Here is a 15286-nt window from a genome sequence, read left to right on the forward strand (position 1 = left end):
GCCCGCCCCTCCCGGCGCGGGCCGCATCGCCTTTACCAGAGCGGCAATGTGTAACTAATGATGACGCGGGTTTCGTCCACGTCGTTACCGAAGTCGCTGCGGAAACTGCCGTTGCGTACCTTGAAGCCGAGGTTCTTCAGCGGCCCGCCCTGCACCACGTAGCCGATGTCGGTATCGCGCTCCCATTCCTTGCCGTTGCCCTGGCCGTTCAACAGGTCGATGTTGTCGCCGCGCAGGTAGCGCGTCATGAAGGTCAGCCCCGGCAGGCCGATAGCGGCGAAGTCGTAGTCGTAGCGCAGCTGCCAGGAACGCTCGTCCTTGTTGGCAAAATCGCCGATCTGCACGAAGTTGGTCAGGTAGGGGTCGGTGCCGGCCAGATAGGCGTAGCCGGTGTCGCCGGACATGCGCTGGTAGCCCAGGCCGAAGCCGTGGCCGCCCAGGCGGTAGGTGAACAACGCGTTTAGCGCGCGGTTGTCGACGTTGCTGCCACCCTCGTCGGTGGAGCGCGCCCAGCGGATGTCGGACTTCAGCGACTGGTCCCTGGCGATCGGCAGGACGTGCACCAGGCCCAGGTAGTGCTGGCGGTAGAAGTCCTCCAGGTTGCCGTAGTGGTAGCTGGTGCTCAGGTTGTCGTTCCAGCGGTAGGTGCCGCCGGCCAGGTTGAAGCGGTCGCTGGTGGTGTGCCGCCCGGGCAGGATGTTGCGCTTGTTGCCACGGGTGATGCTCATGTCCTCGGCGTTGCTCGAATCGCGCTGCTTCACCTGGCGCAATTGGCCGAGCTGCACGGCCAGGCCGTCGATCTCGCCGATTTCCGCCAGGCCGCCCTGGAAGGTCTGCGGGTGCAGGCGGGTGTCGTTGTACTGCACCACCGGCAGCTTGGGTGTCAGGGTGCCGACCTTCAGGGTGCTCTTCGAGGCGCGCAGCTTGGCGGTCAGGCCCAGGTCGGAATAGTCGTCGGCGGCGCGGCGGTCGCTGGCCGAGTACGGCAGCAGGCCGGAGCCGGAGCGGTCGGGGCTGGAGTCCAGTTTCAGCCCGAGCAGGCCCAGGGCATCGACGCCCACGCCGACGGTGCCGTCGGTATAGCCGGATTCGTAGCGCAGCAGGAAGCCCTGCGCCCATTCCTCCGAATACGACTGGCTGGCGCCGGACTGGCGGTAGTCGCGGTTGAAGTAGAAGTTGCGCAGCTCCAGGCTGGCCTTGCTGTCGCCGATGAAGTCGGCCTGGGCGAACAATGGCAGGCAGGCGGCGGCCGAGGCCAGCGCCCGTGCGGGAAGATTTTTCATTGTTGTTGTCTCTTCGTTCGGATGAGGTGAAGCGGCGCCCTCCTGCGGCGCCGCGTGGGGAGTCGCGGTCAGTCGCCGAGCATGCCCTCCAGACGTTGGCGCACCAGGGCCCGGGCCTGCTCGACGATGCCGCGCAGCAGTTCGGCGCAGCCCGGCTCATCAAAGATCAGGCCCTGGACCATGCCCGCCGACCAGATGCCCAGGTCGGTGTCGCCCTGCTCGTACACGGTGCGCCCGCGCTGGCCGCTGACCAGCGCGGCGATATCGGCGTAGGTCGCCCCGCCGCGCGCCTCGATCGCCCGCACCTCCTGGCTCACCGCGTTGCGCGCCACCCGCGCGGTGTTGCGCAGGCTGCGCATGATGAGGTCGGTGGAGCGCTCGTCGGCGGCGCGAATGGCCGCCTTCACCTGCGGGTGGATCGGACATTCGCGAGTGCTGAGGAAGCGCGTGCCCATGTTGATGGCGTCCGCCCCCAGCGCCAGCGCCGCTACCAGCCCGCGGCCGTCGGCGAAGCCGCCGGAGGCGATGATCGGCACCCGCAGGCGGTTGGCCGCCACGGGGATCAGCACCAACCCGGGGATGTCGTCCTCCCCCGGATGGCCGGCGCACTCGAAGCCGTCGATGGACACCGCATCCACGCCCAGTTGCTCGGCCTTGAGCGCGTGGCGCAGCGAGGTGCACTTGTGGATCACCTTGACGCCGTGGCGGCGCAGCTCGGCGATGTGCTCGCCGGGGTTGTTGCCGGCGGTCTCGACGACGCCGATGCCGGCCTCGACGATCACCGCGCGGTACTCGGCATAGGGCACCGGCTTCTGCGTCGGCAGCAGCGTCAGGTTGACGCCGAAGGGCCTGTCGGTCAGCTCGCGGCAGCGGGCGATCTCGCCGGCCAGCGCTTCCGGCGTCGGCTGCGTCAGCGCCGACAGCGTGGCCAGGCCGCCGGCGTTGGCCACCGCCGCGGCCAGCTCGGCGCGCCCCACCCACTGCATGCCGCCCTGCATGATCGGGTGCTCGACGCCGAAGGTCTCGGTGAAACGGGTCTTGAACACGCTCATGGCTGGCCCCCGCGGCTCAGATCGGGTCCCAGGAGAACACGTCCGGGCTGCGCGCCAGGTCCATGAAGCTGCCGCGCAAGGCCGGCATGCCGTGCTCGGCGATGCTCTGCGGGGTCCAGCCGTGCTCGCTGTGCACGCTGCGCAGCGGGCGGCTCTGGCTCATCAGGAACAGCTCGTGGTTGCGCGCGGCGAACACCTGGCCATTGACCTCGCGGGCGGCGTCGGAGGCCAGGTACACGGCCAGGGGCGCGTTCTTCTCCGGGGTCATGCGCTGCAGCTTTTCCACCCGCGCCTTCTGCTCCGGGGTCTGGGCCGGGATGGAGTCGGTCATGCGGCTCCAGGCGAAGGGCGCGATGCAGTTGGAGCGCACGTTGTAGCGCTGCATGTCGAGGGCGATGGACTTGGACAGGGCGACGATGCCCAGCTTGGCCGCCGAGTAGTTGGCCTGGCCGAAGTTGCCGATCAGCCCCGAGGTGCTGGTCATGTGCACGAAGGCGCCGCTGCCCTGCTCGCGGAAGCGCTCGGCGGCGGCGCGGCTGACGAAGAAGCTGCCGTTGAGGTGGACGTTGATCACCGACAGCCAGTCCTCGGCGCTCATCTTGTGGAAGATGGCGTCGCGCAGGATGCCGGCGTTGTTGACCACGATGTCGAGCCGGCCGAAGGCGTCCAGGGCGCTGGCGACGATGCGCCGGGCGCTGTCCCAGTCCGCCACGCTGTCGGTGTTGATCGCCCCCTCGCCGCCGCGTTGGCGGATCAGCCCGAGGGTCTCCTCGGCCGGCGAGGCGGAGCCGCCCTCGCCACCCAGAGACACGCCGATGTCGTTGATCAGCACCTTCGCCCCGCTGTCGGCCAGGGCCAGGGCGATCTCGCGGCCGATGCCGCCACCGGCGCCGGTGACGATCGCTACCTTGCCTTCGTTGAGTCGCTCGGTCATCGCACTTTCCTCTCGTATGGATTCGCTGGGCGGCCCGGCAACGGCCGGGCCGCGCGGGGTTCAGCCCGGCAGGCCGAGCAGGCTCTTGGCCAGGATGTTGCGCTGGATCTCGTTGGTGCCGCCGTAGATGGTGGTGGGCCGCGACTGGATGAAGATGCCCGCCGGGTGCAGCTCGGGGTCGTCGGCGAAGGGCTGCAGCAGCGCCGAGTCGGGGCCGGCGATCTCCAGGCCCAGCTCGCTGATGCGCTGGTACAGCTCGGACTGGTGGATCTTCAGCATCGACACATCCGGCCCCAGGCTCTCGCCGCGCCGCAGGCGCTCGGCGAAGCGCTCGTACAGCGCCTTGTGGCAGTCCAGGTCCATGCTCAGCGCGGCGAAGCGCTGGGCGAACGCCGGGTCGTCCCACAGGCCCTGGTGGCGGGCCAGGCGCACCAGGCGTTCGAGGGCGAAGGTGGCCTGCTTGGGCGAGCCGAGGAAGATGCGCTCGAAGCCCAGCAGCGCCTTGGCCATGCTCCAGCCCTGGTTGACCTCGCCCACCAGGTGGTCGGCCGGCACCCGCACCTCGTTGAAGAACACCTCGCAGAACTCGCCCTGCAGCTCCAGGTTGAGGATCGGCCGCACCTCCACGCCGGGGCTGTCCATGGGCACCAGCAGGAAGCTGATGCCCTGCTGCGGCTTGCCGCCGCGCTCGGTGCGCGCCAGCACGAAGATCCAGTTGGCCTCGCTGCCCATGGTGGTCCAGGTCTTCTGGCCATTGATCACCCAGTGGCCGCCCTGCAGCACCGCCTCGGTGCGCAGGCTGGCCAGGTCGGAACCGGCGTTGGGCTCGCTGTAGCCCTGGCACCAGATGTCCTCGCCGCTGAGGATGCGCGGCAGGAAGCGACGGCGCTGGGCGTCGCTGCCGTAGCGGATGAGCAGCGGGCCGAGCATGGTGATGCCGCTGTCGGGCAGGCGCGCGCAGCCGTAGCCTTCCATCTCCTCGATCATGATCAGCTGCTTGCCGGCGCTCAGGCCCATGCCGCCGTACTCCACCGGCCAGCCGGGGCACAGCCAGCCCTGGCGCGACAGCGCCTGGTACCACTCCCAGGTGTCGTCGCGGCCCAGGCGGTGGGCCGGGTTGCGGATGCGTTGCGGGTAGCTGGCGGCGATCCAGTCGCGCACCACCAGGCGGAATTCGCCATCGCCCAGGGCGTTGTAGTCGGTCATCTCAGTGTCCTTCGAAGTGGGGGGTGCGCTTGGCCAGGAAGGCCGCCTTGCCTTCGGCATGGTCGGCGCTGAGGAACAGCTGGCTCTGCAGCTCGCCCTCGCGCTCCAGCAGCAGGTCCAGGCCCTCGGCCAGCAGGGCCTTGGTCATGGCCAGCGGCAACGGCGCCTGCTGCTCGACCAGGGCCGCGCGCCGCAGCGCCGTCTCCAGGGCCGCGCCGGGGGCGCAGAGCTGGTCCACCAGGCCGATGCGCAGCGCTTCCTGCGCCTCCAGCACCTCGCCGAACATCAGCAGTTGCCGCGCGTGGCCGTGGCCGATGCGTGCCGGCAGGCTGTGCAGCAGGCCCAGGTCGGCGAGCAGGCCGACCTTGCCGAAGCCGGCGGCGAAGCGCGCCGTGGCGCCGCACACCAGGCTGTCGCAGGCCAGGGCGATGGACAGCCCGGCGCCCACCGCCCAGCCCTCGATGGCGGCCACCAGCGGCTTGCCCATGCACACCATCTGCCGCACCAGGCGGGCGTTGGCCTGCATCCGCGCGCGGCCGGCGCCGAGGGTTTCCACGCGCATGTCGCCCAGGTCGCCGCCGGCGCAGAACACTTCCGCGCTGCCGGTGAGCACCACGCTACGCACGGCGGCGTCGCGCTCGGCCTCTTCCAGGGCGCCCAGCAGTTCCATGCGCAGCGCCGGCGACAGGGCGTTGCGCCGCGCCGGGTTGTTGAAGCGCAGCAGGCGCACGCTGCCGTGGGTCTCTTGCAGCAGGAGCTCGCTCATCAGGCCACCTCCCCGTGCAGCAGGGCGATGTAGCGCGCGCGGTGGAAGGCCAGCGAACCCTGGGCGTTGAGCAGCACCATGGCGCGGCGCAGGAACAGGCCGATGTCGGCCTCGTCGGTGTAGCCGATGCCGCCGTGCAGCTGGATCGCCTGGCGGGTGACCAGCAGCGCCGCCTCGGCGGCGCGCACCTTGGCGGTGGACACCAGGCGCCGCACCTGGTCGGTTGGCGCGCCGGCGTCGATGGCCGCGGCGGCCTCGGCGACCATGGCGCGGGCCAGTTCGATCTGGATCTTCAGGTCGACCATGCGGTGCTGCAGGGCCTGGAAGCTGCCGATGGCGCGGCCGAACTGGCTGCGCACGCCGAGGTACTCGCGGGTGCGCTCGAAGGCGGCGTCCATCGCCCCCACCAGGTAGGCGGCGCAGGCCAGCGCGGCTTCGTCCAGGGCCGGCGGCGGCGTCTGCAGCAGGCGCGCCGGGGTGCCGTCGAAACGCAGGCGCGCCAGGTGGCCGCCGTCCTGGGTCGGCTCGCTGCGCAGCTCCAGGCCCTCGGCGTAGCTTTCCACCAGCGCCAGGCCCTGGTCGCAGGCCACCAGCCAGGCGTCGGCGGCGGCGCCCAGGTGGACCTGGGCGACCTCGCCGCGCAGCGCGCCATCGCGCCACAGCGGCCGCGCGGCGGCGCCCTCGTAGCCGATGCCGGCCGGCAGGATCAGCCGCTCCCCGGCCAGCAGCGCGTCGCGCTCGGCCTGCGGCAGCAGCGGCGCCACCAGGCTGGCCTCGATCAGCGGCTCGGGCAGCAGGCCGCGGCCCAGTTCCTCCAGCAGCGCGGCGTACTCGGCCATGCCCAGGCCGCTGCCGCCCTGCGCCTCGGCCAGGCGCAGGCCCGGCCAGCCCATGGCGCAGACCTCGGCCCAGGCCGCGCGGTCCACCCCCGGCGCCTGGAAGCGCTGGCGGCGCACGCGGCTCAGGTCGCCATCGCGCGGCACCAGGGAGGCGGCGCTGTCGCGAATCAGCCGCAGGCGCTCCTCGCGCTCGCCGGCCATCTCGGTGTTCTCGGTCATCTCGTCATTCTCGTGTCGGTTGAACGGCTCCGGCCTGGGCGGGCCGGTACTTGAAGCTGCCGGTGGCGGTGGCGACCAGCTCGCCCGCCTCGTCGCGGATCTCCGCGGCGCAGAAGCACAGGGTGCGGGTACGTCGCAGCACCCGGCCGACGGCGTTCAGCTCGCCGCGGGTGCTGCCCATGAAGTGCGTGGCCATGTCGATGGTGACCATCGAGCAGCCCGGCGAGCAGATGCGGATGGCCCCGGCCATGGCGGCGTCGAGCACGCTCATCAGCACGCCGCCGTGGAAGTGCTCGAGGTAGTTCATCAGCTCCGGGCGGTGCCTCAGGCGGATGCGCGCCACCTCGCCCTCGGCCCAGCGCTCCAGGCCGAGGAACTCCTGGAAGGTGAAGCGGCCGGTGGGAAACACGCTCGCGGGCTCGGCCGGGGCGGCCGCCAGGGTCGAATCGTTCATCGCAGGGGCTCCGTCATGGGTTCAGGCCTTGAGCGGCCGCGGCTCGGCGGCGTCGGCGGCGTCGGCGCTCGCCGGGGCGGGCCCGGGCGTGGCGTCGGCATCGCTCGCCGCGCGGTTCGGGTCGTACAGGCGGTCGGGGATGAACAGCGCCGGGATCAGGCCGGTGATCACGTAGGTGATGCCCATCACCAGGAAGCCGGCGCCGATGGAGACGTGCGAGGCCAGCAGGCCGATGGCCGCCGGCGCCACCGCCGCGCCGACGCGGCCGAGGTTGTAGGCGGTGCCCACGGCGGCGCCGCGCACCCGGGTGGAGAAGCTCTCGGTCATGTAGGTGGCCAGCACGCCCACCGGCACGCCGTAGATGAAGCCGAACAGCGCGAGGATCCAGACGATGTTGTCCGGCGTGTGCCAGAACACGATCAGCGGCATGAAGATGGCGCTGCCGATGGCGCCGGCGGCGAAGGTGGCGCGGCGGCCGAAGTAGTCCGAGGCCATCCCGGCAACCACCTTGCCGAGGATCATCGCGGTGTAGGTGCCGACCATGTAGCCGGTCATGGACTTGAAGTTCATGCCCAGCTCGCTTTCCAGGTACGAGGGCATCCAGTTGTTGGTGCCGTAGTAGCCGAACAGCAGGAAGCACGAGGTCAGCGCCCAGAGCAGGAACATGCGGCGCGTGGCCGGCTCGCCCAACAGGCCGCGCAGGCCGCCACCGGCGGCGGGTGCGGCGCGCACGCCGGCCGGCTGCTGGCGGCGCTGGGCCTGGGCCGCCAGCCAGGACGGCGACTCCGGCACCCAGGGGCGCAGCGCCAGGCAGACCAGCGCCGGGGCCAGGGCGGTGAAGAACAGCGCGCGCCAGCCGAAGTCGGGGATGATCTGCCCAGCGAGGATGGTCGCCACCAGGTAGCCCACGGTCCAGCCGGCCTGCATGGTCGCCAGGATGGTGGTGCGGTACTTCGAGGTGACGAACTCGGACATCAGGATGTTGCAGGCGACGAACAGCGAGCCCAGGCCCAGGGAGGACAGGAAGCGGATCAGCGCGAACTGCCAGTAGTTGTGGGTCATGCCCAGCAGCGCGGTGCCGACCGAGAAGATCACGATGGTCCAGGTCACCACCCGCACCCGGCCGAAGCGGTCGCAGCACCAGCCGCCGTAGATGCCGCCGATGGCCATGCCGGCCAGGGTGATGCTGCCCAGCGAGCCGGCCTCGAAGTTGCTCAGGCCGAACTCGGCCTTGAGGCTGTTGAGGCTGTAGGCGAGGAACATCAGGTCGACGCCGTCGGCGAGCAGCCCGAGGAAGCAGAAGAAGAAAGCGATGACCAGCGTACGCCGGGAAAACACGGGGCCCTGGGGAGGGCTCAGGGATGCGTTCATTGTTCTTGTTCTCGCAGGTGAGTTGAGGTGGGGTCGCGCCGTGCCGCCCGGGTCAGTTGCCGGCCTCCGGGGTCAGGCGCACGCGGCCGTTGTCCAGCACCACCACATCGCGCTCGACCACGCGGGTGCGGAAGGAGCCGTCGTTCCAGATTTCCGTGCGCAGGGTCTCGCCCGGGAACACCGGCGCGGAGAAGCGCACCTGCAGTTGCCCGAAGCGCTCGGCGCGGTAGTCGGCGAAGCCGCGCAGCAGGGCGTGGAAGGCCACGCCCAGGGTGCACAGGCCATGCAGGATCGGCCTGGGGAAACCGCCGCGCGCCGCGGCCGCCGGGCTGGCGTGGATCGGGTTGTCGTCGCCGTTGAGGCGGTAGTACAGGGCCTGCTCCGGGCGCGTCGGCAGGTCGATGGCGAGGTCCGGCGCGCGCTCGGGCAGGCGGTGCGGCTGGCTCGACGACCGGCCGTCGCCGCCGAAGCCGCCGTCGCCGCGCAGGAAGGTGGTGCCGCGGGCGATGGCCAGCACCGCGCCGCTGGCGGCATCGCTCAGCACTTTCTCGCTGTACAGCAGCGCGCCCTTGCCGGCGCCCTTGTCCACCAGGCCGGTGACGCGGGTGCGGCCGATCACCTCGCCTTCCGGCGGCAGCGGCCTGAGCCACTCCACGCTCTGCTCGCCATGCACCAGGCGCAGGGCGTCGACGCCGGTGTCCGGGTTGCCCAGCCAGAAACCGGGGTGGCCCAGCACCACCGCCATGCACGGCAGCGCCTGGATATCGCGGTTGGCGTCGACGAAGGCCAGTTGGTGCTCGTCCAGGGGGTCGGCGCCCAGGCCCACCGACAGCGCGTAGAAGGCGCTGTCTTCGCGGCTGTAGCGCTGGCGCACCTCGGGGATGCGGTAGTTCAGCAGGTGCTCAGGATTCAGCGCCATGGGCCACCTCCTGCACTTCCAGCACCGCGTCGGCGGCCCAGGCGCCCTGCCCCTCGGGCATGGCGAACACCGGGTTGAGGTCCACCGAGCGCAGCCGCGGGCCGGCCTGGGCGGCGAACCGCGAGAGCCGCGAGAGCACCTGCGCCAGCGCCTTCACGTCGGTCACCGGGCGGCCGCGGGCGCCGAGCAGCAGGGGCGCGCCCTTGATGCTGCGGATCATCGCCTCGGCTTCCGCGGCGTCGAACGGGCAGCGGCGGAACACCACGTCCTTGAGCACCTCGACGAAGATGCCGCCGAGGCCGAACACTGCCACCGGGCCGAACTGCGGGTCGCGCTGGATGCCCATGAAGCACTCCACGCCGCCCTGCAGCTGGCGCGCCACCAGCACGCCATCGATACGCGCCGCGGGTGCATGTTCGGCGGCGCGGCGCAGCAGCAGGTCGAAGCCCTCGCGCACGGCCGCGGCACCGTCCACGCCCAGCAGCACGCCGCCGATCTCGGATTTGTGCAGGATGTCCGCCGAGGCGATCTTCAGCACCACCGGGTAGCCGATCGATTCGGCGAAGGCCACCGCGTCCGCGGCGTTGCCCAACACCCGCTCCGGCGCCGACTCGATGCCGGCGCCGGCCAGCAGTTGCTTGGCCTCCGCCTCGCCGGGGGTCTGCGCCGGCAGCTCCACGCCGCCGGGCGCCGGCACCTGGCGCAACGGCCGGGCGAAGGCCTCGCCGAGCCGGCCCATGGCCTGGATGGCGTACACCGCGCGGGTGGGGTCCTCGAACAGGGCGAAGCCGGCCTTCTCGTAGGGCGCCAGTTCCTCGCCCTCGCCCATCACCGAGACCACGAACAGGCGCTCCGGGTGGTCCGCCTTGATGCGGGCGAACTGCTCGGCCAGGCGCGGGCCAATGGACGCGGCGGTGCCGGCCTGGGTGAAGAAGGCGATCAGCGAGCGGTAGCCGCCGTCCACCACCATGGATTCGGTGAAGTCGTGCACCAGGCTCAGGTCGTTCAGCGCCTGGGCGGTGCAGTCCACCGGGTTGATCGGCGAGGCGAACGACAGCCGCTGCTTCAGCCGCGCCTGGGCCGCCTCGGGCATGGACGGCATGGGCAGGCCGACCTCTTCGGCGGCGTCGCTGACGATGATGCCGGCGCCGCCGCTGACGGTGATCATCCCCAGGCTGTTGCCCACCGGGTAGATGCGCTGGGTGGCGAGGTAGGCGATGTCCATCAGCTCCTCGGTGTTGCGCGCGCGGACCACGGCGTAGTCGGCCAGCACCGCGTCCAGCACCTTGTCGTCGCCGGCCAGCGAGGCGGTGTGGGACATGGCCGCGCGGCCACCCAGCTCGCTGCGCCCGACCTTGTGCAGGATCACCGGCTTGCCGGCGCGGTGGGCGGCCGCCAGGGCGGCGAGGAAGCTGTCGACGTTGCGGATGGACTCGGCGTAGGCCATGACCACGTCGACCTCCGGCGACTCCACCAGCCAGCCGATGGCGTCGCCCAGGGTGACGTCGGCCTCGTTGCCGGTGGCCACGCAGATCGGCGTGCCCAGCCCGCGCTGCCGCGCCAGCCCCAGCAGGTGCGCGCCATAGGCGCCGGACTGGGTGGCGATGCCGACGCGCCCGGCCAGCGGCGTGCCGCGTTCCAGGCTGGTGGAGAAGAAGGCGTAGTAGCCCAGGTTGGCGTTGAACACGCCCAGGGCGTTGGGCCCCAGCAGGCGCATGTTCGCCGCGCGGGCGGCCTCGACCAGGGCCTCCTGCATCTGCTCGCCCTCGCCGCCCACCTCGCTGAAGCCGGAGGAGAACACGATGGCGCTGCGCGCGCCCTTGCGGCCCAGGGCCCGGATGGTCTCCAGCACCTGCGGCGCCGGCAGCGCGACTATGGCCACGTCGGGCGCCTCGGGCAGCGCCTCGACGCTGGCGAAGGCCGGCAGGCCCTGGATCTCGCTGCGGTTGGGGTTGACCGGGAGGATGCGCCCGCCGAAGCCGTTGCGCAGCATGTAGGCGATGGGCCGGCCGCCGATGCGGTGCGGGTCGCTGGAGGCGCCGACCACGGCCACGGAACGGGGTTGCAGCAGGGGCGTGAGGCTGGCGAAGCGCGAGGCGCCGCCGGGGTGTTGCGCGTGACTCACTGACATGACGTGTCCACCTGAACTGTTGACGGTTGCCGGACCGACCGTCCCGGCGCGAGGGCGAGCGCGTCCACGGCGGGCCGCCGAGGCGGCCAGCGGAAGCGTCGAACCCGGGTTTCAGAGCACCGACTGGGTGCCGAGCAGGGCCGTGACCTGGCTGGACAGGGTGCCGCCGTTGCCGTGCAGCAGGGCGACGTCGGCCTTGCGCAACTGGCGTTCGCCGGCCTGGCGGCGCAACTGCGTCACCGCCTCGATGATCAGGAACATGCCGTACATGCCCGGATGCACGCAGGACAGCCCGCCGCCATTGGTGTTCACCGCCAGCTCGCCGCCGGGGGCGATGCGCCCGCCCTCGACGAAACGCCCGCCCTCGCCCTTCGGGCAGAAGCCGAGGTCTTCGAGGAACAGCAGGGTGTTGATGGTGAAGGCGTCGTAGAGCATCACCAGGTCGATGTCGGCGTGGTTCACCCCGGCCATCGCCATGGCCCGCGGGCCGCTTTCCGAGGCGGCGGTGACGGTCAGGTCGGGCATGGCGACGATGGAGCGGTGCCACTGCGCGCCAGCGGCGCCGAGGAAGTACACCGGTGCGTTGGGCAGGTCGCGGGCGCGGTCGGCGCGGACCAGCACGCAGGCGCCGCCGCCGTCGGTGACCAGGCAGCAGTCGGCCTTGCTCAGCGGGTCGCTGACCATGCGCGCGGCGAGCACGTCCTCGATGCCCAGCGGGCCGCGGGCGAAGGCCTCGGGGTTGAGGTTGGCCCAGCCCCGCGCGGCCACCGCCACTTCCGCCAGCTGCGCGCGGGTGGTGCCGTACTGGTGCATGTGCCGGCTGGCGGCCAGGGCATAGGCGGTGATGGGGTGGCGCGGCCTGTAGGGCGTCTCGTGCCACTGCGGCTCGCTCATCGACACCAGCTTGCCGCCGGCGGTGCGCTGGTTGGAGCCGTAGCAGATCAGCGCCGCGTCGCACAGCCCGGCCTCCAGGGCCAGGGTGGCCTGCAGCAGGTGCAGTTCGAAGCTGGAGCCGCCGATGTTGGTGCCGTCGACGAATTTCGGACGGATGCCCAGGTATTCGCACACCGACAGTGTCGGGAAGGCATGGGAACTGGTGGCGGCGAACACCGCGTCTATGTCCGCCAGCTTCAGCCCGGCGTCGGCGATGGCCTTCACCGAGGCCTGGCCGAGCAGTTCGATGGCGCTGTGGCCGGGGGCCTCGCCGATGCCGGCGCTGCCGATGCCGACGATGGCGGTCTTGCCGCGCAGGACCTGGCTCATGGCTGCACCTCCGCCAGGGGTTGGAACACCACCACGGGTGCGCCTTCCTGTTCGACGATGCGCGCCTTCAGGCGGGTGCCGATGGGCAGTTCGAGGTGGCCCTCGATGCGCGACATCATGCGCACGCCCTCGTCCAGGTCGACCAGGGCGACATTGTAGTCGCCGCCGCGGGCGCGGTTGACGGTGATCGCATAAAGAGTGCCCAGGCCGCAGGCCGGGACCCATTCCAGGTCCGTCTCGCCGCTGCCGGGCACCAGGTTGCGCGGGTAGAACACGTGCCGCCCGCTGGAACGGCTGCGCTGCAGCATGAAGCGGCCCTCGGCGAGGAAGGCGAGATACTGGGCCTCGGGGCCCGGAACGACGCACTCGGGGAGATCTGCCACGTAGGTCCTCCTTTGTTCTTGTTCGACCTTTGCTGCAAAGTGCAGCGACGTGGACGCACAGCCGGCGGTTTCAAGGCAGCCGTTGTGCGCTCCGTGAAGCCAGCATATATTCACCCTAGTGAATGTCAATCCCAATAGTGAATATGAAAAACAAAGAAACCGTACCGGAAGCCAATACGAAGAGCTCCAGCACCAAGGACGTAGGGGCCGTGGTGAACGCTATTCAGATCCTCCGCCACCTGGCCCACGCCGAAGCCCCCGAGGGCGTGGCCGCCATCGCCCGCGCCACCGGCATCAGCCCCAGCAGCGCCTTCAACATCCTGCGCACGCTGCACAACGAGCAGCTGGCCTCGTTCGACAACGAGACCAAGACCTACCAGCTGGGCCTGGGCCTGTCGGAACTGGCGGTGAGCTTCATCGGCCGCAGCTACGCCGACCTGATCCAGCCGGAACTGGAGCGCCTGAGCCTCAACCACAACATCCTGGTGGCGCTGTGGCAGGTCACCGACGACGCGCACATCCGCGTGGTCGCCCGCGCCGCGCCGCCCATCGCCCACGTCAACGTCGCGCTCGGCACGCGCCTGCCGGAGCTGGTGGGCGCCGCCGGGCGCTGCATCGCCGGCCTCCGCCAGCTACCGGCGGACGAGCTGCGCCGGCGCCTGTCGCGGGTGCGCTGGGAGAACCCGCCGAGCTTCGAGCAGTTCCAGGCCGACGCCGCCGAGGCCCTGGCGCGCGGCTGGAGCATGGACCGCGACCACCTGTACCGCGGCGTGAGCATGGTCGCCAGCGCCGTCACCGACCACGACCACCAGCCGCGCTTCGTCATTTCCGCCATCGGCATCAGCGCCCAGCACCGCCAGGAGGAACTGGAAGGCATCGGCATCAACCTGCACGACACCGCCCGCTTCGTCGGCCGCGCCCTGTTCCCCCAGGGCGGGGGTCGAAAGGCGTAGAATCAGAATGCCATTCAGTATTTGGAAAGGTATTCCCGGTTTTCGTAGGGCGCATAACGCCTATGGCGTTATCCGCCGTTACCGTCGGCACCGGCGCTCCGGACAACGGCGGATAACCGCGAACGGTTATCCGCCCTACGACCGTGCGTCCCTGGAACCGTAGGAGCGGACTCCGTCCGCGATGAAGCCGCGCCCCGCGTTCGGGGCTAACGTTACTGCCGCACCAGCCGCCGGTTGTCCGGCGTGATCTCCCCGCTGCTGCGGTAGGGGTTGATATCCAGCCCCCCGCGGCGCACGTAGCGCGCATAGACCGTCAGGCGGCTGGGCTGCAGCAGGCGCTGCAGGTCCAGATAGATGCGTTCCACGCACTGCTCGTGGAAGTCCTGGTGCTGGCGGAAGGAAACCACGTAGGCCAGCAGGCTGGCGGGGTCCAGGGCCGGGCCGGCGTAGTCCACCACCAGGGTGCCCCAGTCCGGCTGGCCGGTGACTGGGCAGTTGGACTTCAGCAGGTGGCTGTAGAGCACCTCGTCCACCCGCCGCGCGTCGTCGCAGCGCAGCAGCTCCGGGCGCGGGTGGTCGTAGCCGTCCACGGCGATGTCGAGGTCGTCGATGCACTGGCCGGGCAGAATGGCCACGCCCTCCTCCGCCACTTCGTCCAGGCTGCGCAGGCGCACACTCACCGGCGCGCCGGCGGCGGCGGACAGGTCGCGCTCCAGCACCGCCCGCAGCGCCTCGCGGCTATCGAAGGCGCTCTGGTTCAGCGAATTGAGGTAGAGCTTGAAGGACTTGGACTCGATGATGTTCGGCGACTGCGCCGGGATGGCGAACTCGCCGATGGCCACCATCGGCTTGCCGCCAGGGGTGAGCCAGGACAGCTCGTAGCAGTTCCAGATGTCCACGCCACGGTACGGCAGGTTGGCGCCGTCCAGGCCCAGCTCGGCCCACTTGGTGGCGCGGCTGATGGGGAACAGCAGCTCCGGCGCGTAGGTGGAGACGTATTCGCTGGACTTGCCCAGCGGGGAATGTTCGGCGGGGTGCTGCATGGAATGGGCCTGCGGAAATCGTGTCGGCGCCCGCCGGGGTGGCGGGCCGGGCAAGTGTATACAAATGCCCCGGTGGTTTCAGCAGGCGCGGGATGCCTTCGTGACGGCTGGCGACCTCGGAGCGAATCGCGGACGGAGTCCTCCTGCACGTAGGGCGTATAACCGTTCGCGGTTATACGCCGTTGACCGGGACTCCGATGCCCTACGAACCTGGGCTTAAGAGCACCCTCTCCCCAACCCTCTCCCGCAAGCGGGAGAGGGGGCTGTCCTGAGCGGCGTCGAGGCCAGGCGCCATCCTCATACCCCATCATTCCCGCAAACGCGGAAAGCCAATAGACAGTTGCTCCTACGTTGCAGGCGAGCACGGCTTCCCGTAATTGGATGGACTCACCCTCACCGAGGCGTCGAAGCGCCACGGTGGCATTCTAAGAAGCCAGCGACAGTGAGGGTGAGGCCATGAAAAAGCATAC

General features: G+C 70.5%; 14 protein-coding genes. 1 reads left to right on the forward strand and 13 read right to left on the reverse strand.

Annotated elements, in window-relative coordinates; translation table 11 throughout:
* Positions 1 to 32: 32 nt before the first annotated feature.
* The 12 genes from DK254_RS30475 to DK254_RS30530 form a co-directional block, all read right to left on the reverse strand.
* A complete protein-coding gene (locus DK254_RS30475; protein WP_109936820.1) occupies positions 33 to 1283 on the reverse strand; it encodes an OprD family porin in 1251 nt (416 codons plus the stop codon).
* A gap of 68 nt (positions 1284 to 1351) precedes the next feature.
* On the reverse strand, positions 1352 to 2335 hold the full coding sequence (locus DK254_RS30480) for an NADH:ubiquinone reductase (RefSeq protein ID WP_109936821.1): 984 nt from the start codon (positions 2333 to 2335) through the stop codon (positions 1352 to 1354).
* Between the two features lie 16 nt (positions 2336 to 2351).
* Positions 2352 to 3269 (reverse strand): SDR family NAD(P)-dependent oxidoreductase, encoded by a 918-nt coding sequence (locus DK254_RS30485; RefSeq protein ID WP_109936822.1) that lies wholly within the window; start codon positions 3267 to 3269, stop codon positions 2352 to 2354.
* Positions 3270 to 3329: 60 nt separating this feature from the next.
* A complete protein-coding gene (locus tag DK254_RS30490; protein ID WP_109936823.1) occupies positions 3330 to 4475 on the reverse strand; it encodes an acyl-CoA dehydrogenase family protein in 1146 nt (381 codons plus the stop codon).
* A 1-nt stretch (position 4476) separates the two neighbouring features.
* A complete protein-coding gene (locus DK254_RS30495) occupies positions 4477 to 5241 on the reverse strand; it encodes an enoyl-CoA hydratase/isomerase family protein (RefSeq protein WP_109936824.1) in 765 nt (254 codons plus the stop codon).
* Positions 5241 to 6299, reverse strand: coding sequence for an acyl-CoA dehydrogenase family protein (locus DK254_RS30500; protein WP_109936825.1), 1059 nt, complete (start codon positions 6297 to 6299; stop codon positions 5241 to 5243). Before DK254_RS30500 ends, DK254_RS30495 begins: the two co-directional genes overlap by 1 nt.
* Before the next feature lie 4 nt (positions 6300 to 6303).
* Complete coding sequence (locus DK254_RS30505; RefSeq protein ID WP_109936826.1) at positions 6304 to 6753, reverse strand: PaaI family thioesterase; 450 nt, start codon at positions 6751 to 6753, stop codon at positions 6304 to 6306.
* Between the two features lie 21 nt (positions 6754 to 6774).
* Positions 6775 to 8124, reverse strand: a complete 1350-nt coding sequence (locus tag DK254_RS30510) for an MFS transporter (protein ID WP_109936827.1) — start codon at positions 8122 to 8124, stop codon at positions 6775 to 6777.
* A gap of 52 nt (positions 8125 to 8176) precedes the next feature.
* Positions 8177 to 9043, reverse strand: a complete 867-nt coding sequence (locus DK254_RS30515) for a MaoC/PaaZ C-terminal domain-containing protein (protein ID WP_089392007.1) — start codon at positions 9041 to 9043, stop codon at positions 8177 to 8179.
* On the reverse strand, positions 9027 to 11174 hold the full coding sequence (locus DK254_RS30520; protein ID WP_109936828.1) for an acetate--CoA ligase family protein: 2148 nt from the start codon (positions 11172 to 11174) through the stop codon (positions 9027 to 9029). Before DK254_RS30520 ends, DK254_RS30515 begins: the two co-directional genes overlap by 17 nt.
* 111 nt (positions 11175 to 11285) lie before the next feature.
* Positions 11286 to 12437, reverse strand: a complete 1152-nt coding sequence (locus DK254_RS30525) for a thiolase (protein WP_109936829.1) — start codon at positions 12435 to 12437, stop codon at positions 11286 to 11288.
* Entirely contained in the window at positions 12434 to 12820 is a 387-nt protein-coding gene (locus DK254_RS30530) for a Zn-ribbon domain-containing OB-fold protein (protein WP_109936830.1), read from the reverse strand. Before DK254_RS30530 ends, DK254_RS30525 begins: the two co-directional genes overlap by 4 nt.
* A gap of 143 nt (positions 12821 to 12963) precedes the next feature.
* On the opposite strand from DK254_RS30530, the gene DK254_RS30535 reads away from it, so the two are divergent.
* Positions 12964 to 13773 carry an IclR family transcriptional regulator gene (locus DK254_RS30535; protein WP_109936831.1) on the forward strand — a complete coding sequence of 270 codons (810 nt, stop codon included), beginning with the start codon at positions 12964 to 12966 and terminating at the stop codon, positions 13771 to 13773.
* A 212-nt stretch (positions 13774 to 13985) separates the two neighbouring features.
* Here DK254_RS30535 and queF read toward each other — a convergent pair whose 3' ends face one another.
* Positions 13986 to 14816 carry an NADPH-dependent 7-cyano-7-deazaguanine reductase QueF gene (queF, locus tag DK254_RS30540; protein WP_109936832.1) on the reverse strand — a complete coding sequence of 277 codons (831 nt, stop codon included), beginning with the start codon at positions 14814 to 14816 and terminating at the stop codon, positions 13986 to 13988.
* Positions 14817 to 15286 lie beyond the last annotated feature (470 nt).

Origin of the sequence: Pseudomonas sp. RW407, assembly GCF_003176655.1 — a bacterium.
GTDB classification, from domain to species: domain Bacteria; phylum Pseudomonadota; class Gammaproteobacteria; order Pseudomonadales; family Pseudomonadaceae; genus Pseudomonas; species Pseudomonas delhiensis.

What these genes read in the sequence shown, in the direction of transcription:
- DK254_RS30490 (WP_109936823.1), bottom strand. Translation starts at nt 4,475, where the DNA reads ATGACCGACTACAACGCCCTGGGCGATGGCGAATTCCGCCTGGTGGTG.
- DK254_RS30525 (WP_109936829.1), bottom strand. Translation starts at nt 12,437, where the DNA reads ATGAGCCAGGTCCTGCGCGGCAAGACCGCCATCGTCGGCATCGGCAGC.
- DK254_RS30495 (WP_109936824.1), bottom strand. Translation starts at nt 5,241, where the DNA reads ATGAGCGAGCTCCTGCTGCAAGAGACCCACGGCAGCGTGCGCCTGCTG.
- DK254_RS30515 (WP_089392007.1), bottom strand. Translation starts at nt 9,043, where the DNA reads ATGGCGCTGAATCCTGAGCACCTGCTGAACTACCGCATCCCCGAGGTG.
- DK254_RS30485 (WP_109936822.1), bottom strand. Translation starts at nt 3,269, where the DNA reads ATGACCGAGCGACTCAACGAAGGCAAGGTAGCGATCGTCACCGGCGCC.
- DK254_RS30505 (WP_109936826.1), bottom strand. Translation starts at nt 6,753, where the DNA reads ATGAACGATTCGACCCTGGCGGCCGCCCCGGCCGAGCCCGCGAGCGTG.
- DK254_RS30535 (WP_109936831.1), top strand. Translation starts at nt 12,964, where the DNA reads ATGAAAAACAAAGAAACCGTACCGGAAGCCAATACGAAGAGCTCCAGC.
- DK254_RS30520 (WP_109936828.1), bottom strand. Translation starts at nt 11,174, where the DNA reads ATGTCAGTGAGTCACGCGCAACACCCCGGCGGCGCCTCGCGCTTCGCC.
- DK254_RS30480 (WP_109936821.1), bottom strand. Translation starts at nt 2,335, where the DNA reads ATGAGCGTGTTCAAGACCCGTTTCACCGAGACCTTCGGCGTCGAGCAC.
- DK254_RS30475 (WP_109936820.1), bottom strand. Translation starts at nt 1,283, where the DNA reads ATGAAAAATCTTCCCGCACGGGCGCTGGCCTCGGCCGCCGCCTGCCTG.
- DK254_RS30510 (WP_109936827.1), bottom strand. Translation starts at nt 8,124, where the DNA reads ATGAACGCATCCCTGAGCCCTCCCCAGGGCCCCGTGTTTTCCCGGCGT.
- DK254_RS30500 (WP_109936825.1), bottom strand. Translation starts at nt 6,299, where the DNA reads ATGACCGAGAACACCGAGATGGCCGGCGAGCGCGAGGAGCGCCTGCGG.
- queF (WP_109936832.1), bottom strand. Translation starts at nt 14,816, where the DNA reads ATGCAGCACCCCGCCGAACATTCCCCGCTGGGCAAGTCCAGCGAATAC.